The 19,621-nt window shown below is 59.4% G+C and carries 19 protein-coding genes; 9 read left to right on the top strand and 10 right to left on the bottom strand.

Translation table 11 applies throughout. The features are described 5' to 3' along the window. Positions 1 to 37: 37 nt before the first annotated feature. Genes PMI03_RS24125 through PMI03_RS24095 form a run of 7 tightly spaced genes read left to right on the top strand, consistent with a single transcriptional unit; the run spans position 38 to position 6,783 of the window. Positions 38 to 922: a dihydrodipicolinate synthase family protein gene (locus PMI03_RS24125; protein WP_007699584.1), complete on the top strand. Its 885-nt coding sequence runs from the start codon at positions 38 to 40 to the stop codon at positions 920 to 922. A 25-nt stretch (positions 923 to 947) separates the two neighbouring features. Further along, positions 948 to 1,607, top strand: a complete 660-nt coding sequence (locus PMI03_RS24120) for a GntR family transcriptional regulator (protein ID WP_007699582.1) — start codon at positions 948 to 950, stop codon at positions 1,605 to 1,607. A 51-nt stretch (positions 1,608 to 1,658) separates the two neighbouring features. Next, entirely contained in the window at positions 1,659 to 2,990 is a 1,332-nt protein-coding gene (locus tag PMI03_RS24115) for an ABC transporter substrate-binding protein (protein WP_007699580.1), read from the top strand. Next, positions 2,990 to 3,928 carry a carbohydrate ABC transporter permease gene (locus PMI03_RS24110; protein ID WP_007699579.1) on the top strand — a complete coding sequence of 313 codons (939 nt, stop codon included), beginning with the start codon at positions 2,990 to 2,992 and terminating at the stop codon, positions 3,926 to 3,928. The genes PMI03_RS24115 and PMI03_RS24110 overlap by 1 nt, the downstream gene beginning before the upstream one ends. Further along, positions 3,928 to 4,749, top strand: a complete 822-nt coding sequence (locus tag PMI03_RS24105) for a carbohydrate ABC transporter permease (protein WP_039974628.1) — start codon at positions 3,928 to 3,930, stop codon at positions 4,747 to 4,749. The genes PMI03_RS24110 and PMI03_RS24105 overlap by 1 nt, the downstream gene beginning before the upstream one ends. A 25-nt stretch (positions 4,750 to 4,774) precedes the next feature. After that, positions 4,775 to 5,833 (top strand): ABC transporter ATP-binding protein, encoded by a 1,059-nt coding sequence (locus PMI03_RS24100; protein ID WP_007699574.1) that lies wholly within the window; start codon positions 4,775 to 4,777, stop codon positions 5,831 to 5,833. Then, complete coding sequence (locus PMI03_RS24095) at positions 5,833 to 6,783, top strand: sugar kinase (RefSeq protein ID WP_007699571.1); 951 nt, start codon at positions 5,833 to 5,835, stop codon at positions 6,781 to 6,783. Before PMI03_RS24100 ends, PMI03_RS24095 begins: the two co-directional genes overlap by 1 nt. On the opposite strand, the gene PMI03_RS24090 is transcribed toward PMI03_RS24095, so the two are convergent. The 10 genes from PMI03_RS24090 to PMI03_RS24045 form a co-directional block, all read right to left on the bottom strand. Further along, entirely contained in the window at positions 6,780 to 8,021 is a 1,242-nt protein-coding gene (locus tag PMI03_RS24090; RefSeq protein ID WP_007699568.1) for a Zn-dependent hydrolase, read from the bottom strand. The genes PMI03_RS24095 and PMI03_RS24090 overlap by 4 nt on opposite strands. Beyond that, on the bottom strand, positions 8,018 to 8,860 hold the full coding sequence (locus PMI03_RS24085) for a BtpA/SgcQ family protein (RefSeq protein WP_007699564.1): 843 nt from the start codon (positions 8,858 to 8,860) through the stop codon (positions 8,018 to 8,020). The genes PMI03_RS24090 and PMI03_RS24085 overlap by 4 nt, the downstream gene beginning before the upstream one ends. Next, positions 8,857 to 9,762, bottom strand: coding sequence for a ribokinase (locus PMI03_RS24080; RefSeq protein WP_007699561.1), 906 nt, complete (start codon positions 9,760 to 9,762; stop codon positions 8,857 to 8,859). Before PMI03_RS24080 ends, PMI03_RS24085 begins: the two co-directional genes overlap by 4 nt. Positions 9,763 to 9,768: 6 nt before the next feature. Beyond that, positions 9,769 to 10,539: a glutamine amidotransferase gene (locus PMI03_RS24075; RefSeq protein ID WP_007699558.1), complete on the bottom strand. Its 771-nt coding sequence runs from the start codon at positions 10,537 to 10,539 to the stop codon at positions 9,769 to 9,771. Between the two features lie 33 nt (positions 10,540 to 10,572). Further along, positions 10,573 to 11,658, bottom strand: coding sequence for a phosphotriesterase (locus tag PMI03_RS24070; protein ID WP_007699556.1), 1,086 nt, complete (start codon positions 11,656 to 11,658; stop codon positions 10,573 to 10,575). Positions 11,659 to 11,661: 3 nt separating this feature from the next. Then, positions 11,662 to 12,687: an ABC transporter permease gene (locus PMI03_RS24065; protein WP_007699553.1), complete on the bottom strand. Its 1,026-nt coding sequence runs from the start codon at positions 12,685 to 12,687 to the stop codon at positions 11,662 to 11,664. Beyond that, positions 12,684 to 13,478 (bottom strand): ATP-binding cassette domain-containing protein, encoded by a 795-nt coding sequence (locus tag PMI03_RS24060; protein WP_007699550.1) that lies wholly within the window; start codon positions 13,476 to 13,478, stop codon positions 12,684 to 12,686. Before PMI03_RS24060 ends, PMI03_RS24065 begins: the two co-directional genes overlap by 4 nt. An 85-nt stretch (positions 13,479 to 13,563) precedes the next feature. Then, on the bottom strand, positions 13,564 to 14,505 hold the full coding sequence (locus tag PMI03_RS24055) for a substrate-binding domain-containing protein (RefSeq protein WP_007699547.1): 942 nt from the start codon (positions 14,503 to 14,505) through the stop codon (positions 13,564 to 13,566). Between the two features lie 159 nt (positions 14,506 to 14,664). Beyond that, positions 14,665 to 15,273 carry a cupin domain-containing protein gene (locus tag PMI03_RS24050; protein WP_007699543.1) on the bottom strand — a complete coding sequence of 203 codons (609 nt, stop codon included), beginning with the start codon at positions 15,271 to 15,273 and terminating at the stop codon, positions 14,665 to 14,667. 181 nt (positions 15,274 to 15,454) lie between these two features. After that, a complete protein-coding gene (locus tag PMI03_RS24045) occupies positions 15,455 to 16,774 on the bottom strand; it encodes an alginate O-acetyltransferase AlgX-related protein (RefSeq protein ID WP_007699540.1) in 1,320 nt (439 codons plus the stop codon). Between the two features lie 460 nt (positions 16,775 to 17,234). Here PMI03_RS24045 and istA point away from each other — a divergent pair, with 460 nt between their 5' ends. Both istA and istB read left to right on the top strand, forming a co-directional pair. Then, positions 17,235 to 18,764 carry an IS21 family transposase gene (istA, locus tag PMI03_RS24035; RefSeq protein WP_007699535.1) on the top strand — a complete coding sequence of 510 codons (1,530 nt, stop codon included), beginning with the start codon at positions 17,235 to 17,237 and terminating at the stop codon, positions 18,762 to 18,764. Next, complete coding sequence (istB, locus tag PMI03_RS24030; RefSeq protein ID WP_007699532.1) at positions 18,754 to 19,566, top strand: IS21-like element helper ATPase IstB; 813 nt, start codon at positions 18,754 to 18,756, stop codon at positions 19,564 to 19,566. Before istA ends, istB begins: the two co-directional genes overlap by 11 nt. Positions 19,567 to 19,621: the final 55 nt, after the last annotated feature.

Below are 19,621 nucleotides of genomic sequence, written 5' to 3'. Positions count from 1 at the left end.
CTGTATGTACTGACAACACATCTGGGAGGAACGGAACTTGTCGCAGAAATTTGGCCTATCAGTCGCGCTCACCACACCCTTCGACAGCAACGGCGATATCGCCATCGGCCCGATGATCAAACAGGCCAGGCTGAGCCTTACATCTGGATGTTCCAGTGTCACGCTTTTCGGCACCACCGGCGAGGGATCCTCGATCGGCACGCAGGAGCGTGAAGAGGTGCTCGACGGCTTCCTGGATTTGGGGATCGCAGCAAACCACATCATCGTCGGCGTCATGGCGGATTCCGTCGAGGACGCTGCCGCCCAAGCCGGATCGGCACTTTCCAAGGGCGTGCGCAATATCCTGCTGGCACCGCCCTTCTACTTCAAGAATGTCAGCGACGAGGGCCTGTTCCGCTGGTTTTCGGCAGTCTTTGCGCGGCTCGGAAACAAAGCGCGCGACATTATCGTCTACAATATCCCCTCCGTCACCATGGTGCCGCTCTCCGTGGCGCTGATCGGCCGTTTGCGCAGCGCCTTTCCGGGCGTTGTCACCGGCGTCAAGGATTCCTCCGGCGATTGGCCTTACACGGAGGCGCTTCTGAAGGCGCATAGCGACCTCATCATCCTGATCGGTGATGAACGCCATCTGGCCAAAGGCGTTCGGCTGGGCGGTCAGGGCGCGATTTCGGGGATGGCGAATTTCGTACCCCATGAGGTCCGACTCATGGCCGAAGACGGAAAGGATGACCCGCGCGTCGAGGATTTTGTCCTGGAATTGCTGAAATATCCGGTGACGGCGGCAGTCAAGGTCATGGTGGCGCAACTCTCCGGAGACGAAATCTGGCTTGCAGTTCGCCCGCCGCTGGTTTCAATATCCGGCGAAGGACGGAATCATCTGGCCGGCGCATTCAATGCGCTTTTCAGATCCAAAGCCGCTTAGGCAAACCGGACAGGGAGGGGGACGAATGGACGGCATGAACGAGCAGCCGACATTGCGGGAAAAAGCCTATGCAAGCTTTACCCAGCATCTGCTTGCCCGTGATGTCCGGCCCGGCGAATTCGTCTCGCAGCGCCGGCTTGTGGAGCTGACCGGCCTGCCACTCGGCGCCATCCGCGAGCTGATCCCGCGGCTGGAAGCCGAAGGCCTGATCAAGACCGTGCCGCAGCGCGGCCTGCAGATCGCCCATATCGATCTCGACCTTATCCGCGAAGCGTTTCAGCTCCGCATTTTTCTGGAGAAGGAAGCCGTTGCGCTCTTTACCCGTTCGGCTTCGGACGAAACCATTGCCGGGCTCCTGAAGCAACACCGCGATATTGCCGATGCCATCCAGGCCGGCGATACGTCACAAGAGCTCGAACTCCATGCGCAATCGGTCGATTGGGGCATGCATGATGCCTTCATCGACGCGCTCGGCAACACCATTATTTCGAATGCCTATCGCGTCAATTCGATCAAGATGCGGCTGATCAGCCAGGACCGGTTCCGGATCAACGGACATGTCGGACCGGTCATGGTCGAACATATCAAGGTGCTTGAGGCGATCCAAAGACGATCGGCGGAAGATGCCGTCGCATCTCTCGTTTCGCACATCAACGGGGCAAGAGACCGCGCATTGAAGATTTGAATGAAACAGGCCGCGAATGAGGAGATTTTCGGCCAAAGGAGGAGGAACAACATGTCATCGTCATTCATCAATCCCACACGCCGTCATTTTATGGCGGGCACGGCGGCTTTAGGGGCAGCAAGCCTGCTCGGCGTCCGCTCCGCATCGGCGGCCGTGGACTGGAAGCGCTTTTCCGGAACGACGCTGGAAGTCAATCTGGTCAAAAGCCCGCGCAGCGAAATCATCATCAAGTACCTCAGCGAATTCGAGGCGCTGACCGGCATCAAGGTCAATGCCGAGGCAACGCCGGAACAGCAGCAGCGCCAGAAGACGACGATCGAGCTCAGCTCCGGAAAGCCGAGCTTCGACGTGGTGCATCTGAGCTATCATGTGCAGAAGCGCCAATTCGAAAAAGGCGGCTGGCTCGCCGACATCAGCGGTTTCCTGAAGGATCCGTCCCTGACGGATCCATCGCTGACAGAAGGCGACTTTGCAGAGGCCGGCATGAAATTCGCCAGGGATTCCGATGGCGTTCTGCGCTCCCTGCCCTTCTCGGTCGATTACTGGATCGTCTACTGGAACAAGACGCTCTTCGAAAAGAAGGGGCTTGCCTACCCTGAAACCTTCGAGGACATGGCCAAGGCCGCTGAAGCGCTCACCGACAAATCGACCAATACCTACGGCTTCGTTGCCCGCGGCTTGAAGAATGCCAACACCCCGGTCTGGACCGCCTTCATGCTCGGCTATGGCATAACGCCGCTGTCTGCGGACGGCAAATTGCGCACCACCTCGCCGGAAGCGGTAGAGGCTGCCAAGCTCTATCAGCGCCTGATGACCAAAGCGGCACCTCCCGGAGTTTCCGGGTTCAACTGGGCCGAGTCCCAATCCGCGTTCCTGCAGGGCAAGATCGGCATGTGGTTCGACGGCGTCGGCTTTGCGCCGCCGATCGAAAATCCGGAAAAGTCTCGCGTCGTCGGCCAGGTCGGCTATAGCGTCATCCCCAAGGGGCCTGCCGGACAGGCGGCCGCTACCTTCGGCGACGGCATCGGCGTGACGGCGGCAAGCCAGAAGAAGGAAGCCGCCTATCTCTTCTGCCAATGGGTGATCTCGCACGAGATGGGTGCGCGGCTGCTGCAGGCCGGCGCTGGCGTGCCGTTCCGCCAGTCCGTCCTTGAAGACAAGAAAGTCCGCGAGGGCGTCAAGATGCCTGGGGCCTGGCTGGATGCCGTCGTCGGTTCCGGCAAGGTCTCGGCACTCGGCTTGCCCGTCATCATCCCGGTCACCGAATTCCGCGACATCTACGGCGTGGCGCTCACCAACATGATCGGCGGCGCGGATCCGGCAAACGAACTGAAGAATGCAACCGCACAGTTCGAGCCGGTGCTGGCGCGAAGCGAGGAGTGATGGCGTCCGTGAGCATCGAGAATACTACGGCAGCCGCCGTCCAGAAGAGGAGCAAGCCCAGAAAAGGGCTTGTTCCCAACTATTGGCCCTTCGTCATCCCCGCCCTTGTGGTCATTGCTGCGGTAATCGTCTTTCCGTGGGTCTTCACCCTATGGATGAGCGTGAATAGCTGGACGCTCGGGCAATCCCAGAGCTTTGCAGGCTTTGCGAACTACGCCCGCCTGGCAACGGACATGCGGTTCTGGGAGGCGCTGTGGCATACGGTGCTTTATACCGGCCTCTCCGTCATCGCGCCGGTTTTCTTAGGGACCCTTGCCGCCCTGATATTCGATGCGCAGTTCCCGTTGCGCGGTTTCCTGCGCGGCATTTTCGTCATGCCGATGATGGCGACGCCTGTCGCTATCGCGCTCGTCTGGACGATGATGCTTCACCCGCAGCTCGGCGTGCTTAACTATCTCCTGTCCTTCGTCGGCATCGGCCCGCAGGAATGGATCTACAATCAGGTCAGCGTCATCCCGTCGCTGGTGCTGGTGGAAACATGGCAATGGACACCGCTCGTCATGCTGATCGTGCTCGGTGGTCTCGCCGCTGTGCCACGCGAGCCTTATGAAAGTGCGGAGATCGACGGCGCCAATGTGTGGCAGAAGTTCCGCTATCTCACCCTGCCGATGATCGCGCCCTTCCTGATGATCGCCGTCATCATCCGCAGCATCGATGCGGTGAAAAGCTTCGACATCATCTGTGCGATGACGCAGGGCGGGCCGGGAACGGCTTCCGAGACGATCAACATCTATCTCTACAACACCGCCTTTTCCTATTACGACATCGGCTACGGCTCGGCCATGGCGGTCGTCTTCTTCATCCTCATCGTCGCGCTCTCCTTCGTCCTGCTGATGGCGAGACAGCGCGCGAACTGGTCGGACACGGAGACACGATGATGAAACGCAAGACGCTCGACAAGATCGGTCTTCTCTTCGTGGCGCTGGTGATGATTTCGCCGGTAGTGCTGTTCTTCCTGTGGATGATCTCGCTTTCGCTGAAGTACGAGATCGATAACGGCGCCTATCCGCCGATCTTCATTCCCGAGCGCTTCGCCTGGTCGAACTACGTCAAGGTTTTCGAGGAGAACAACTTCTTCCTTTATTTCTGGAACTCCATTCTGGTGACTGGGGCCGCGACCTTGCTTGCTCTGCTGATCGGCGTTCCCGCCGGCTACGGTATTGCGCGGCTGAAGGCGGAGAAGTCGGCGGTCGTCATCATGATCGCCCGCATGACGCCCGGCCTCTCCTTCCTCATTCCGCTGTTCCTGCTCTTCCAATGGCTGAACCTTTTGGGAACGCTGTGGCCGCAGATCATCATTCATCTCGTCGTGACGGTCCCGATCGTCGTCTGGATCATGATCGGCTATTTCGAGACGACGCCGATGGAACTGGAGGAAGCCGCCAGCATCGATGGCGCGACGCCGTGGCAGGTCTTCCGGCTGGTGGCGCTCCCGATCGCCAAGCCGGGGATCGTCGTCGCCTTCATCCTCTCGGTCATCTTCTCCTGGAACAATTTCGTCTTCGGCATCGTGCTTGCCAGCCGCGAGACGCGCACCCTGCCGGTCGCCGTCTACAACATGCTGTCCTTCGAGCAGGTAAGCTGGGGGCCGCTGGCGGCCGCCGCGCTGATCGTCACGTTGCCGGTGCTGGTTCTCACCATATTTGCCCAGAAGCAGATCGTTGCCGGCCTCACCGCCGGTGCCGTCAAGGGCGGCTGAACTCCCTTTCGAACAGGATCCAATCATGGCACCCGTGAACATACAAAACATCCAGAAGCGCTTCGGCCAGGTCAAGGTCATCCATGATATCAGCGTCGATATCGCCGATGGCGAATTCGTCGTTCTCGTCGGCCCGTCGGGCTGCGGCAAGTCGACATTGCTGCGCATGATCGCGGGGCTGGAGGAGGTGAGCGACGGCGAGATCCGTATCGGCGCTCGCGAGGTCAGTAACCTGCCGGCGCGCGATCGCGACATCGCCATGGTGTTCCAAAATTATGCCCTCTACCCGCATATGACGGTTGCCGAAAACCTGGGCTTTGCGTTGAAGTTGAGGAAAGCCAGCCCTTCGGAAATCTCGGCAAAAGTGGAGAAGGCGGCCGGCATTCTCGGTCTTGAAGCGTTGCTCGACCGCTTTCCGCGCCAGCTTTCCGGCGGACAACGCCAGCGTGTCGCCATGGGTCGTGCCCTGGTGCGCGATCCCCAGGTCTTTCTGTTCGACGAGCCGCTCTCCAACCTTGATGCGAAGCTCCGCGTCCAAATGCGCGCCGAGATCAAATCCATGCATCAGCGCGTCGGCACGACGACGATCTATGTGACGCATGACCAGGTCGAGGCGATGACGATGGCCGACAAGATCGTCGTGCTTCATGGCGGCCTGATCGAGCAGATCGGTGCGCCGCTCGACCTTTATGACCGCCCGGCCAATCTCTTCGTCGCCGGCTTCATCGGCTCGCCGGCAATGAACTTTATCGACGGAAAGATCGAAGAGGGTGTGTTCCGCAGCGACAAGGGGCTTATCCTGCCTCTGCCCGAGGGGCTGCCGATCTCGCAATATGGCGGGCAACCGCTGGTCTACGGCATCCGGCCCGAACATATCCGCGCGGCGTCCGGTGGTATTTCGGGACGAGTCGAGATTGTTGAGGGTACGGGGTCGGAGATTTACGCCAAGCTCGATTGCAGCGGCCAGGAAATCTCCTGCCTCTTCCGCGAACGGCTCGACATCCGCTTCGGCGATACGGTCGGTATTGCGATCGATGCAGGTAGCGTGCATCTGTTCGACAAGGCGAGCGGCAAGCGGCTTTGATGTCATCCTCGATTTTCGATCCGCCGACAGGCGCGCCGAGACACATCCTCTGCGTCGGCGCTGCCGTTCTCGACACGCTGTTTCGTGTCCACACACTACCGTCAGGGCAAGGGAAAGTCCTGCCCTACGAGATGCTGCAGATCGCCGAGGGCATGGCGTCAAGTGCGGCCTTTGCGGTCGCGCGTCTTGGCGGCAAAGCGAGCCTATGGGGCGCGGTGGGCGACGACGAGACCGGCGAGCGGATTGTCCGCGACCTCGGGGAAGCCGGTATCATCACCGATAGCATGCTGCGCGTCGAGGGAGCGCGGTCAGCGCTGTCGACAATCCTGATCGATGACGATGGCGAGCGGTTGATCGTACCCTTTTACGATCCCAGACTGCATGAGACGGTGAAACCGGTCACGCCGGACGATATCGCGGCTGTCGACGCCGTCCTGGTCGATGTCCGCTGGCCGGCGCTCGCGCTAAAGGTCCTGCAAGCGGCAAGAGATGCCGGCAAGCCCGCCATCCTCGACGGGGATGTCGCGCCCGATGGCACTATCGAACGACTGGCGCCCTCGGCAAGCCATATCGTATTTTCCGAACCGGCGGCACAACGGCTCACTGGCGCGAACGATGTCGCGGAAATGGTCCGGTATCTGAAACAGAGATTCAGCCACGCCTTCATCAGCGTGACCGCCGGCGCTGCTGGCAGCTACTGGTTTGACGATGAAAACGGCGAGATCGAGCATTGGCCGGCCCTTGCCATCAAGGCCGTCGATACGCTTGCGGCCGGCGATATCTTCCACGGCGCATTTGCCCTTGCCATCGCCGAGGGCAAGACGCCGAGGGATGCGATCCGGCTTTCATCGATTGCCGCTGCGCTCAAATGCGAGGTGTTCGGCGGTCGTTCAGGCGCGCCAACACGATCGCAGATTATCGCTCGAGCCGGTCACCAGCCAAGCGGCTAGCTGACGCTTTCCATCGTCGCCTCCAGAAGCAACCGAGCGCCGTTGATAGCGTCAACGGGCTCGACATATTCGGCCTCGTTGTGGCTGATGCCGTCGCGGCAGGGAACGAAGATCATTGCGGCAGGCGCCACCCGGGCGACGAACAGGGCATCATGGAACGCGCCGGAAATCATCCGCTTGCAGGGCAATTCAAGTGCCTTTGCCGCCACCTCGATCCGGTTCGTCATGACCGTTGAGAACGAGCCGGGCGGCATATCGAAGGATGTCGCGATCTCGACGCTGCATCGCTGAGACGCCGCCGCCTCTTCGCAGGCCGCGCGAACCCTTGCTTCGATGGCTGCCAGGGTCACCGCATCCGGATGCCGGATATCGATGGTAAAGGTCACCCGATCCGGAATGGCATTGATCGAACCCGGATGGGCCGAAAACCGCCCGACGGTCAGCCGTGCATCATCGTCCTGCGGCATGACCGACATCTGCAACCGGTTCAACGCCGCGGTTGCCGCCACCATTGGATCGCGTCGATAGGCGAGCGACGTGGTGCCCGCATGGCCCGCACTTCCCGAGAAAGTTACGGTCAGCCATCGCGTGCCCTGAACGGCGGTGACGACACCGGCGGCAAGCTTTTCGCGCTCAAGCGACGGGCCTTGCTCGATATGCAGTTCAAGATAGGCGGAGATCGGCGTGCCCAACGGACGCATCTCGGCGTCCGGCAAAGCAGCGAGCGTTGCTACGAGTTCTTCCCGAAAGCTTGCTCCATCGCTGGCCGTCACAGACTGAAAATCATCCGGATGCGCAGCACCGACAAAGGCCATCGATCCCATGACGCCGGGCGCAAAGCGGCTACCCTCTTCATTCGTCCAGGCGACGACTTCGACGGCAGCCTCCGTCTCATGGCCCGCATCCTCCAAAGCCTCCAGCACTTCGAAAGCGGCAAGCGTGCCAAGCGCGCCATCAAAGCGCCCGCCTGTCGGCTGGCTGTCGAGATGGCTGCCGATCAGCATCGGCGGCAGCGCCGGATTGCGGCCCTCGCGGCGGATGAAGAGATTGGCAATCGCATCCTGAAAGATCTTGAAGCCCCGCGCCGCTGAGAGATCGGCGAGAAGACGCCGCGCTGCCCGGTCTTCACTGCTCAATGCCTGCCGGTTGACCCCACCGGCCTTTGTCTTGCCGATTTCGGCGAATTCGCTCAAACGGCGAAGCAAGCGCTCGCCGTTGACCTCAGGCCTGCCTCTCATCGGCGCAATCCGGCGATGAAGGCCTCGACCCTTTTCAGATCGACGGCATTCCACCAGACGCCACCATGTTTGAGCGAGCTTGCGACGATAACGCCATCGACAATATCGAGAATGTCATTGGCATTCTCCGGCGTGACACCGCTGCCGACAAGTGTCGGCAGACCCGCCGCTTCCTTGATCATCCGGATATAACCGAGATCGGCGGCATGGCCGGTGCGCTGGCCGGTCGCGATCACGGCATCCGCATCGAAGAAGACCAGATCCTTCACCTGTTCCTCGACCGGCCTGTCGGCAACGATTGCGTGCGCCCCGTGCTTGACATGGGCATCGGCAAAAATCTTGATGCCGTTTGCCCGCAACTTGGCGCGAAAACGCATCGCGCGCGCCGCCTCGCCTTCGATGAAGCCTTCATTGGCGACATAGGCATTGGCCCATTGATTGACGCGCACGAAGCCAGCGCCGGACGCACTGGCGATGGACAAAGCCGGAATGGCGGCATTGGCCAGAACGTTGATACCGATCGGGCGACCCAGCTCCCGGCGGATGCGATCGGACACGACTGACATATAGGCTGGGGTCTCCGGCCCGATATCATCGGGCTTCGAGAACGGGATATCGCCGTGATTTTCGACGATGACACCGTCGCAGCCGCCATGCAGATAGGCTTTGGCGTCGTCGAGGCCGCGTTGATAGATCGCTTCCACCGCCTCGCCGTCGTAGCGCGGCGCGCCGGGCAGAGGTGCCAGATGGACGACGCCGATCACGACCTTCGTCCGGCCGAAGAGCGAGAGAAGTGCATCGCCGGACGCTTGGCCGACAGGCTTCTGGGAGGGTGTCATAGGCTTTCCGCCTCCATTATGTTCATGAGTTTCGATAGCTCCACCCGGCTCGGGCAGGCTTCCAGTGTCCCAGGACGGCCGACTACCAAAGCGGCAGCTGCAACCGCCAGCCGCGCCGATTGCGCGAGCGTCCACCCCTTCGTCAGGCATCCGGCGAAACATCCGCAAAAGACGTCGCCGGCACCGCTGGTATCGACCACGGCCACCTTGACCGCTGGGATCAGATCGACAGTGCCACCTTCCAGCAGTAAACATCCCTCGGCACCCAGCGTGACGATCACAGCCTTGGCACCACGACGAACCAGATCCCGCGCGGCCCGCTCGGGATCAGGCTCGCTGGTGATCTCGAATGCCTCACCCTGGTTGACGATGACGATGTCGACCGCCGTAAGATCAGGTGCCGCGCCCGACAAGGGGCTCGGATTGAGGATCGTGGTCGTGCCCGCAGTCTTCGCAGCCCGGAGGCACGCATCCGTGACCATTGCCCTGAGATTGCCCTGCATGACCAGAATGTCGCCGCTGGTGATCAGCGCCGCAAGACCGGTTTCCTGCAAGGGGTCGAAATCAGCGGCGCAGGCAACGCCGCTGACGATCAGGTTTTCACCGTCCCGGTTGACGACGATCGTCGATCTGTCGCTTGGCAATGGCTTTTCCGACAACCCGTCCAGATCGAACTCGCCTTTCAGCCGCTCCCTGATGAAGGCGGCGGCGGGATCACTTCCGAGCGGTGCAAAAAACCGGACATCAACACCGGTCCTCGCGGCGGCAACGGCCTGGTTCGCGCCCTTACCGCCGACACCGTCCGAATGATCGCTCGCATTGAGTGTCTCACCCGGCACCGGAAAACGATCGACCCGAAACGTAGTATCGATGCAGACGTTGCCGACGACATGGACCGGCATGGCGCATCAATCCTTGGCGGTGGCGAAGGCGAGCATCTGTTCAAACAGCGTCTTGTAGCCACTCCAGGCAATGAAGCCCGGCGGCAGCCAGTGCGGCCCGACGTCCGATGTCCAGGCGATGGTGCGCCCCTTGCCATACCGCCCCGTGACCAGCAATGGCAGGGAGCCGTAATCGGAGGAAACCGTCGCCAGAACCTCCGCCTCGTCCTTGACGGTAACTTCGTTGAAACCGAGTAGAACCGGCCAGTCCTTGCCGAGCCCCGCCAGGATCGGGTGGCTCTCGTCGCCAGTGACGACAGGTGCAAACCCTTCCGGCACCTCGACCCGGTCATCGACGGACAAGCATTCTACCGGCAGGACATCCTCGACCGGTGTCTTGCGATAACGCGCGCCGCCATTGATGCCCTGGAAGCTGTAATAGCCGCCGAACATCAGCAGGCCGCCGCCACCCCGCACATAATCGCGCAGCAGGCGCAGGCGGTTCGGCGTCGTCTTGGAATGGATCCAGGTATCCGGATGCAGCAGCAGCGTGTTTGCGCCGATGTCCGACAGGACAACCGCATCATAGGCGGACAGGGCCTCGATGGTCTGCGGGAAATCACGCTGCGCCTCATGCGCCGGCATGAAGGTGACATCGAAGTCGCTGTTCTTCAGTGCGGCCAGCAATTCGTCAGCGCCGGTGTGATAGGTCACGGTCGGAAACTGATCGAAACCCTTGATATGGGTTGCCGTCGATACCCAGGATTCCCCGGCGAGAAGGATCTTCTTCTTGGACATGTATGCTCCTTGCGATGCAGATTTCTTGGCCGGTCAAGCGGCGGAAAAAACGGATTTCGGATTGTCGGTGAGCATGCGGTCGATTGCCGCCTGCTCGACACCATGGCGCAGCAGCCGTGGCACGAAATGCTTGAGGATGTAGCCGTAGCCAAAGCCGCCATAGCGCGTCAGCATGATCTTCAGGAAGACATCCTGCGACAGCAGCAGCCGGTCGACAAAGCCCATGTCGACCAGCGACCGGATGGCACGGGCATTCTCCTCGTCCGACGGCGATTGTGCGTCCTGATCGGCATAATAATAGTCCATGCCGATCATGTCGTATTCGAGAAACGCACCTCGCTCGGCCAGGCTCTTCTGATAGGCGAGGTCATTGTGACTCGGGTTCATGTGGCAGAGGACGGTGTGCCTGAGATCGGCCCCCTCCTCCTCGACGACATCGAGCACCTTATGCGCCAGCCTCTCCCAGCCGGGAAGATGGATTGAAAGCGGCAGGCCGGTGATGCGGGACGCGCGGGCAGAGGCGCGAAGCGACTTCAGCTCCTCGGCGGTAAAATCCTTGCCGACGCCCACCTCGCCGATGATGCCGGCCATGATGTCCGGCTGTTCGGCACCGCCGCCGACATCGTTGACGATGAACTCCGTGACGGTGTCGAGGTCCATACCTTTAAGCCATTCGGGATGGGTATGTTCCAGATAGAACCCCGTCCCCATGATGATCTTCATGCCGGACATGCGTGAAATACGCGCGAGCTTTTCCGGATCGCGGCCGATGCCGATATTGGTCGCTTCGATGACCGTATGGCCGCCGAGCGCCTGGAATTTCTTCAGCTCGGCGAGCGCCAGATCGCTATCGTCCAGCGAGACATTGTCGCGGTTCATGTAGGGATTCATCCGCAATTCGCCGACGATCTCGATATTGACCTTCTGCTCGGCAATCAGCCTTTCATCGGGATGGCAGGGGCATTTCCAGGTTCGTGCACCGTCGAGCAGGATATGCTCGTGCATGAGCGTGATGCCAAGATCATCGACCGAGACCGGTCCCAGGACCGTCATGGCGGTGCCGGATGCAATGCCGATCGGCGCCCGCTCCGGCGGTGACGTTTCAAACAGATGATCCATGCTTCATCGGCTCCTGACGGCACCCTTGAAGATCCGGAAGTTCAGCCAGATCGCAATCAGGATGATGGCGCCGGTGACGATCGGCGTGAGAAACGGCGACATATGCGCAAGGATCAGCCCATTGGCGATGACGGCGACAGTCAGCGCACCGAGAACCGTACCCAGGATCGTGCCACGCCCGCCGAACAGGCTGGTGCCGCCGAGAACCACCGCGGCGATGACGTCGAGCTCGAAACCCTGACCAGAATTGGAGGATCCCGAGCCAAGGCGAGCCGCGAGAATGATGCCCGCCAGGGCCGCTGCCGTACCGGACAGCATATAGACGCAGAGGGTGACGAAGCGGGTGTTGACGCCGGCGCGGCGCACCGCCTCGGCATTGGCGCCGACGCCGGTCACATATCGGCCGAAAGGCGTCTGATTGAACACGATATAGGCGAGAACCAGGACAAGGAGCGCGATCAGCGCCGGCACGGGCACGCCCAGAAACCACGCCCTGCCGATTGCCGTAAACGGGCTCTCCGCATCCACCGGGATGGAATAGCCGGCGGTAATCAGCAATGCCAGACCGCGCACGACCGAAAGCCCCGCAAGCGTGACGATGAAGGCCGGAATGCGCTCATAGGCGATGAAGAAGCCCTGCAAGGCACCAACGGCTGCGCCGAGAAGCAACATCAACACGACAACGAGCGGCCAGGCGATGTCCGCCTGCAGCGCTGCCGCCGAAAGGGTGGCGGCCAGGGCAAGCACCGATCCGACGGAAAGGTCTATTCCGCCCGTGGTAACGACGAATGTCATCGAGGCGGCGACGATCAGCAGGGGTGCGGACTGTCGAACGACATTCAACAGATTGGGAGCCGTCAGGAAGGCGCCGGTAAAGATGGAAAAGAAGACGCAAACGACGAGGAAGAACAGGGCGATCGAAATGATGCTGCCATTGCTCATGATCTTGTCGCGCCATCTGGTCTTGTGGATGCGCGAATGCGGTGCCGCCGCAACGGGCGCATGTGCCGTAGAAGAGGATGTCGTCATGCCTGAGCTCCCTGGTCGTGGCGATGGCCGGCCGAGCGTGCCTGGAATTTACGACCGACGATCAGATTGACGACTTCCTCGATGCTCGTGTCTTCAATCCTGCGTTCCGCGACATTGCGCCCTTCGTACATGACCTGGATGCGGTCACAGACGAGGAACAGATCCTGGAGGCGGTGGGTAATGAGAATGACGCTGACGCCGCGGGCGCTGACCGTCTTGATAAGGTCGAGCACCGCCTCAACTTCGGCAACCGCAAGAGCTGCCGTCGGTTCATCCATGATCAGAACGGAAGGGTTGAACGACGCCGCCCGGCCGATCGCGATCGATTGACGCTGGCCGCCGGACAGGTTTTCCACCTTCAGCCGCGTATCGGCAATGACGATGCCGAGCCGGTCGAGCATGTCACGTGCCTCGTCATGCATCTTCCTGTTGTCGAGAAACGGAAGCCCGAGCAGGTGGCGCCGGGGCTCGCGGCCGAGAAAGATATTGCCGGCCACATCGACGCTATCGCAGAGCGAGAGGTCCTGGTAGACCATCTCGATACGAGCTGCGCGTGAATCGGCGGGGGATGCGAAGCTCACCGTCTTGCCATCGATTTCGATAGACCCGGAATCGGGAATGACCGCCCCGGACAGGACCTTGCTCAAGGTCGACTTGCCGGCGCCATTGTCACCGACGAGGCCGAGAACCTCGCCAGGCTTCAGGGTCAGCGATACATTGTCGAGTGTCTGGATCGTCTGGTAGCGTTTGGAGATACCGGTCATCTTGACGCGGTAGATGTCGTCGTTCATGGCGTTTCCACCTGAAAAGAGTCTGCTATGCGGATGTCGCGAGAACCGTGGCCGCTCAATGGCCACGGTCGCACATGCGGGCTGCTTACTTGAACATGTCCCGGAACTTGTCGACATTGTCCTTGGTGACGATCGTCACCGGAACATTGATGATCTTGTCGATCGTCCCACCCTTTTTGACCTTGTCAAGCGCCTCGACGGCAGCCTTGCCTTCGCCGGCCGGATCCTGCTGGATGACCGCGGTGACCCAGCCCTGGTCGATGCCCTCGATCGCCTGCTTGGTCAGATCCCAGCCGAACACCTTGATGTCGCCAGTGCGGCCCTGGCTTGTCACGGCCGAAACCGCGCCGAGCAATGCCGGCTCGCCGGTCGCATAGAGCGTCGTCATGTCGGGATTGGCCGTCATCAGGTTTTCGGCAGCACTGAGCGCGACATCCTGGACATTCTGGCCGTCGACCGTGTCGAGAAAGGTCACTTTCTCGCCGCTATCGGCAACGGCCTTCTTAAAGCCATCGAGACGCTGGTTCTGAATGAAGGAGTTGAGCGCGCCGACGACGCCGATCTTGGCGGAGCCGCTCATCTTGCTCTTGACGTAATCAGCATAAAACTTGCCGATATCGCCACCAGCCTTGGTGTTATCGACGCCGACGAAGGCGATGTTATCGCCATCGGGGATCTGCGCATCGATGGCGATGACCGGGATGCCGGCCTTCTTGGCCGCAGTGACTGCCGGCTTCACGCCATTGACGTCGATCGCGACCAGAATAATGCCGTCGACCTTCTGGGTGATGTAATTCTCGATGGCGTCGTTTTGCGCGCTCGGCACGTTGTTGGCGTTGAAAATGACAAGATCGGCACCGACAGCCTTGGCCGCGGCCTTCGCCCCGTCATTGATCTGATTAAAGAAGAGAGCCTGCTGGTTGATGGTCACCAGCGCGAAGGTTTCGGCGGAAGCGGATGCAGAGCCGAAAGCAAACGTCAAAGCTGCGGCTGCAGCGCAACCCGCTGCAAATCTGGAAAGGCGCATATGTGTTCCCCTTGCGGAAAGGCCCGTGATCGGGCTCATTGGCATTATCAGCGGGGGCATAATTCAAGAGACTTGAATGGTTGTCAAGTATCTTGAATTAGACTTGACGTAGCGCATACCGGAACGGCGCGGAGACTCCGGATCGATCCTATCTGGCGGTCAGAATGTGGCCGGCGTATTGACCCAGAAGATGCTGGCCCGCGTCGTTCCGACGTTTCTGTACCAATGCGGCAGTTCGGATCTGAACACGAAGGAATCGCCGATCGAAAGCCTGAAGGTCTTTTCGCCGACCATCAGCTCTATCGAGCCGGCAAGCAGGTAGCCAACCTCTTCGCCGGCATGCTGTATCGGCCCTGCACTCTCCCCGCCCGGCTCGATGTGGTGAATGTTGCACTGAAGCAGATGACCCGGCGAATAGGGGATGATCCGTTCAAGCGAGATGCCCTCGCCGCGCCGCAGCGGATCAAGCCCGATCAAGGGGCGCGTTCCAGCCCGAAAGACGATCCCCTCGTCGCCATCCGCCTCTTCGAACATCCAGCCGATATTCGTGCCCAGCACCTCCACCAGCCGATGCAGCATCGGCAACGAGGGCGACGCCTTGCCGTTTTCAATCTTCGACAGAAGGCTCTCCGAACAATCCGCCGCCACCGCCAGCGCCTTCAACGTCATCCCAAGCATCTGCCTGGCAAGCCGCAGCCGCGTGCCGAGACGACCATGATTGGCGGCTGACGGACGATCATCGGTGCCTGGCTGGATGTCGATTTTCATGAGGGTTTCATGTGTCCGGGGTGATTGTGGCCGGACAGGAGATTATCGGAAACTAAGCGGGCCTGTCCACAATCGATATTTCATAATACTTACCCAGTTTCCTGACGCAGCAGGAGATTCACAATGATACAAATTCGAAACGTATGCACCCGAGATATCGAACCACGTCTTCCCGATATGCTCACGTATCCCGCGCTGCCAAAAGCTCTATTAGGGGGTCAGCTAGCATGGCAAAACCACGGCGAGCCGCCGTATGCAAGGCGGCGATCGCATCCGCTCTTTTGCTGACTGGTAAGTTGTGGAGCTTGTTCGTTGCAGTGTCGAAGATGCTTGCACGCAAGTCGGGAGAGCCGTGCAAAAATCTTTGAGTGATCTGAAGCACTACATATGAGGGTTTAAGTATCTCCACCATCCGGGCATCGAAGGCGGCTGGCCGATACGCGTAACTAACCTCTGCAAAGACACTGGTCAGCGCCATCGCAAGATTTGTTCCAAAACTATCGCCAAACACCATACAGCTCGCCTTGACTGGAGCTTCGATGTTACGCCAGACGCGCAAACAACCATGATTGTGAACACCATTATCAAACACTAGCCTAGCATTCATATCGTCAGCAAAGACCAGATCATAACTGGCGCGGGGTGGGTCAACTTTGATACCAAGATCCCCCTGTCGTTGCAGGATACGAAAATCGCGAGGTAAGGCGGCCCTTACTTCTTCGATCATGCTCCATGATTTTAGCACGGCCTCTGCGGCAATGGTCGCACCTTGATCAGTCCAATGAGTGTCTGTCTCAGAATAAGCGAAGTTACGCTGCGCGCGCAATTCCCATAGCGGCAACACAATACCTGCATCGACAAACTTAGTTCGGAAGTCGTCCAAAACGGTATGATTTGCGCGAGATCGAGGGTAAAAGTCGGGGAAAATCTCTTCTTTAGCCGGGGCGACAAGGAATGCACATCTGAGACCATATTGCGCCTCCCACGTTCGCATATTTGTGAAATTTTTCATCCACGATTGGATAGAAGCTTCGGAAAGCCTCCTCTCCTCGGTGAATTGGCCGACGCTATCATTACTGTCGCCGCCCAGGAACAGATGCCGATTTCCTCCAATTACAGCATATGGCCCTTCGTTACGGTCTACAATTTCGAACGAAAAGCTATCTCCACCCGGTTCCAATGCGTCTAGCCGATAAACACCCGCCTTCCGTGGTACAACGAGATCAAAACCGCAACGTTCTAGCGTTTGCTTTGCCTGCGTATCCATGGTCTTGGTGCGAACGACATTAGGACGTGGAAGATTAGCCTCTACCGAGGCGAGAGCTGTGCCACGGTTTGAAATTGTAATGCGCCCGCCACCAGCTCGCGTTAGAAACCAGCCACGAAATCGGATTGATATAGCCGTAACATCTGACCCTTGAGTGGGACTCTCCAGGTTCCAACCCAAAATGCCGCCACCGTTGCGCCGCGAGATGGGAACGATACTCCAGTCTGAAGTCATAACCAAAGTCCTGTAAGGCACACCAATCCCGAAGATTTAGCGCTTCCGACATAAGATTACCTCGGTATACTCCCCCAGAATACCCTGATGGCGATCGGAAAAGCGTGTGATCTCTACAGAAAACGACGTCCAGTAAGTAATGAGTTGATGCATGTCATAGCCATAGTCCCAGGTCACTAGCGCACCTTTGCCATCGATCGGGTTACCATGATACTCGGGAGGGTCCTTGAGGAACTCAAGCACTCCGTCACTTCGTAGTCGCGCCAGGGGCTTCGAGGGCTCGACCATCCATTTCCGGATCGGAAACGTTGAGATATAGAGGCCGCCGGGTTTCAGTGAGCGCCAGATTGTTGATTTCCACTGAGAGTTGACCCTGGATTGATGGATATTTCCATCGAGAATTGACCCATGTTTGAACTTTGCCCTGCGTGTTTACAGCGGGGGCTATGGAGTGATCGACATGGCGTTATTGAGCGTGATCCGACGCTGGCATTTTCGAGAGCATCTATCGATCCGGGAGATTTGCCGCAGGAGCGGCCTCTCGCGGAACACCATCCGCAAATATCTTCGATCCGACGGGGTGGAGCCGAAGTTCAAGGTTCCGGATCGCCCGAGCAAACTTGACCCCTTCGCCGACCGGTTGTCAGCCTGGTTGAGGACGGAAGCCAACAAGTCGCGCAAGCAGAAGCGGACCCTTAAGCAGTTGCATACCGATCTGCTGAGCCTGGGCTATGACGGTTCCTATAATCGTGTGGCGGCATTCGCTCGGGAATGGCAGGCCGACCGGCACCGGGAACTGCAGACGTCGGGTCGCGGGACATTCGTGCCGTTGACGTTTGAGCCCGGCGAGGCGTTCCAGTTCGACTGGTCGGAAGACTGGGCGATCATCGGCAGTGAGCGCACCAAGCTGCAGGTGGCTCACACAAAGCTAAGCTACAGTCGAGCCTTCATCGTGCGGGCCTATCCGCAGCAGACGCACGAGATGCTGTTTGACGCTCATAATCACGCGTTTCGTGTCCTTGGCGGCGTCCCACGCCGTGGTATCTACGACAACATGAAGACCGCCATCGACAAGGTCGGACGCGGCAAGGAGCGCGACGTCAACGCCCGCTTCATGGCAATGGCCAGCCACTACCTCTACGAACCCGAGTTCTGCAATCCGGCATCTGGCTGGGAGAAGGGGCAGGTTGAGAAGAATGTCCAGGATGCGCGTCATCGGCTCTGGCAACCCATCCCACGCTTTCCGTCACTCGAAGCCCTGAACGAATGGCTGGAGCACCGATGCAAGGAGTTTTGGCAGCAGACTTCGCATGGCCAAATGCACGGGACCATCATGGATGTCTGGGCTGAGGAAGCTCAGGCTCTGATGCCAACCTCACGTCCGTTCGACGGCTTTGTCGAGCACACCAAGCGGGTTTCCCCGACCTGCCTCGTGCATCTTGAGCGTAATCGCTATAGCGTTCCTGCATCTTTCGCCAATCGGCCGGTGAGCTTACGTGTCTATCCAGATCGTATTGTCGTCGCCGCAGAGGGTCTGATCATCTGCGAGCACCGTCGTATCATCGGCCGTTCGCATGGTGGGCTGGGACAGACGACCTATGATTGGCGGCATTATCTGGCGGTCGTGCAGCGCAAGCCTGGTGCTCTTCGCAACGGGGCGCCGTTCACCGAACTTCCAGATGCCTTCAGGACATTGCAGCAGCATCTGCTCAAGAAGCCGGGTGGCGATCGCGAGATGGTCGATATCCTGGCACTTGTCCTTCTGCACGAGGAACAGGCTGTGCTGTCCGCCGTCGAGATGGCGTTGAAGGCCGGGGTTCCGACCAAAACCCATGTGCTCAACCTGCTCCATCGCCTCATCGACGGCAAATCCTTCACACCGCCGACCGTCGATACGCCTCAGGCTTTGACACTCACCAACGAGCCGAAGGCCAATGTCGAACGCTATGATGCTTTGATGAAGCCTGCGGAGGTGCGCCATGCGTCATAATCCAGCCAGCGGCGCGATCGTCATCATGCTTCGAAGCCTCAAGATGCATGGCATGGCACAGGCTGTCGGCGAACTCACCGAACAGGGATCGCCGGCATTCGAGGCCATCATTCCGATCCTGTCGCAGCTTCTCAAGGCCGAGACGGCGGAGCGAGAGGTCAGATCAATGACCAATCAGCTTAAAGCGGCTCGCTTTCCAGCCTATCGTGATCTGAACGGCTTTGACTTCGCCAGCAGCGAGATCAACGAGGCACTCGTGCGCCAACTCCATGGCTGCAACTTCATCGATGCGGCGAACAACATCGTGCTCGTCGGCGGCCCTGGTACAGGCAAAACGCACATTGCCAGTGCCTTGGGTATCCAGGCCATCGAGCATCATCACAAGCGGGTCCGCTTCTTCTCAACGGTCGAGCTGGTCAATGCACTTGAACAGGAAAAGACCCAAGGTCGCTCCGGTCAGATTGCCAACCGTCTCACGCGCGCTGATTTGGTGATCCTCGATGAACTCGGATACCTGCCGTTCAGTGCATCAGGAGGAGCGCTCCTCTTTCATCTGCTGAGCAAACTCTATGAACGCACCAGCGTCATCATCACTACCAATCTCAGCTTCAGCGAATGGGCTAGCGTCTTCGGCGACGCCAAGATGACAACCGCGTTGCTCGACCGCCTGACCCATCACTGCCACATCCTCGAAACCGGAAATGACAGCTTCCGCTTCAAGAACAGCTCGGCGCAAAACGCCAAAACAACCAAGGAGAAAAACAGGAACTTGACCAAAACACCAGACCCGAAACATACATGAGAGGCGGGTCAGCTCTCGGTGGAAATCCAGGGTCAGCTCTCAGTGGAAATCAACA

Source organism: Rhizobium sp. AP16 (assembly GCF_000281735.1).
In the GTDB taxonomy this organism is placed as follows: domain Bacteria; phylum Pseudomonadota; class Alphaproteobacteria; order Rhizobiales; family Rhizobiaceae; genus Rhizobium; species Rhizobium rhizogenes.
Note: the sequence above shows the minus strand (reverse complement) of the source record. Positions and strands in the feature narration are given on the sequence as shown.

What these genes read in the sequence shown, in the direction of transcription:
- PMI03_RS24120 (WP_007699582.1), top strand. Translation starts at nt 948, where the DNA reads ATGGACGGCATGAACGAGCAGCCGACATTGCGGGAAAAAGCCTATGCA.
- PMI03_RS24115 (WP_007699580.1), top strand. Translation starts at nt 1,659, where the DNA reads ATGTCATCGTCATTCATCAATCCCACACGCCGTCATTTTATGGCGGGC.
- PMI03_RS24110 (WP_007699579.1), top strand. Translation starts at nt 2,990, where the DNA reads ATGGCGTCCGTGAGCATCGAGAATACTACGGCAGCCGCCGTCCAGAAG.
- PMI03_RS24105 (WP_039974628.1), top strand. Translation starts at nt 3,928, where the DNA reads ATGAAACGCAAGACGCTCGACAAGATCGGTCTTCTCTTCGTGGCGCTG.
- PMI03_RS24100 (WP_007699574.1), top strand. Translation starts at nt 4,775, where the DNA reads ATGGCACCCGTGAACATACAAAACATCCAGAAGCGCTTCGGCCAGGTC.
- PMI03_RS24095 (WP_007699571.1), top strand. Translation starts at nt 5,833, where the DNA reads ATGTCATCCTCGATTTTCGATCCGCCGACAGGCGCGCCGAGACACATC.
- PMI03_RS24090 (WP_007699568.1), bottom strand. Translation starts at nt 8,021, where the DNA reads ATGAGAGGCAGGCCTGAGGTCAACGGCGAGCGCTTGCTTCGCCGTTTG.
- PMI03_RS24085 (WP_007699564.1), bottom strand. Translation starts at nt 8,860, where the DNA reads ATGACACCCTCCCAGAAGCCTGTCGGCCAAGCGTCCGGCGATGCACTT.
- PMI03_RS24080 (WP_007699561.1), bottom strand. Translation starts at nt 9,762, where the DNA reads ATGCCGGTCCATGTCGTCGGCAACGTCTGCATCGATACTACGTTTCGG.
- PMI03_RS24075 (WP_007699558.1), bottom strand. Translation starts at nt 10,539, where the DNA reads ATGTCCAAGAAGAAGATCCTTCTCGCCGGGGAATCCTGGGTATCGACG.
- PMI03_RS24070 (WP_007699556.1), bottom strand. Translation starts at nt 11,658, where the DNA reads ATGGATCATCTGTTTGAAACGTCACCGCCGGAGCGGGCGCCGATCGGC.
- PMI03_RS24065 (WP_007699553.1), bottom strand. Translation starts at nt 12,687, where the DNA reads ATGACGACATCCTCTTCTACGGCACATGCGCCCGTTGCGGCGGCACCG.
- PMI03_RS24060 (WP_007699550.1), bottom strand. Translation starts at nt 13,478, where the DNA reads ATGAACGACGACATCTACCGCGTCAAGATGACCGGTATCTCCAAACGC.
- PMI03_RS24055 (WP_007699547.1), bottom strand. Translation starts at nt 14,505, where the DNA reads ATGCGCCTTTCCAGATTTGCAGCGGGTTGCGCTGCAGCCGCAGCTTTG.
- PMI03_RS24050 (WP_007699543.1), bottom strand. Translation starts at nt 15,273, where the DNA reads ATGAAAATCGACATCCAGCCAGGCACCGATGATCGTCCGTCAGCCGCC.
- PMI03_RS24045 (WP_007699540.1), bottom strand. Translation starts at nt 16,774, where the DNA reads ATGACTTCAGACTGGAGTATCGTTCCCATCTCGCGGCGCAACGGTGGC.
- istA (WP_007699535.1), top strand. Translation starts at nt 17,235, where the DNA reads ATGGCGTTATTGAGCGTGATCCGACGCTGGCATTTTCGAGAGCATCTA.
- istB (WP_007699532.1), top strand. Translation starts at nt 18,754, where the DNA reads ATGCGTCATAATCCAGCCAGCGGCGCGATCGTCATCATGCTTCGAAGC.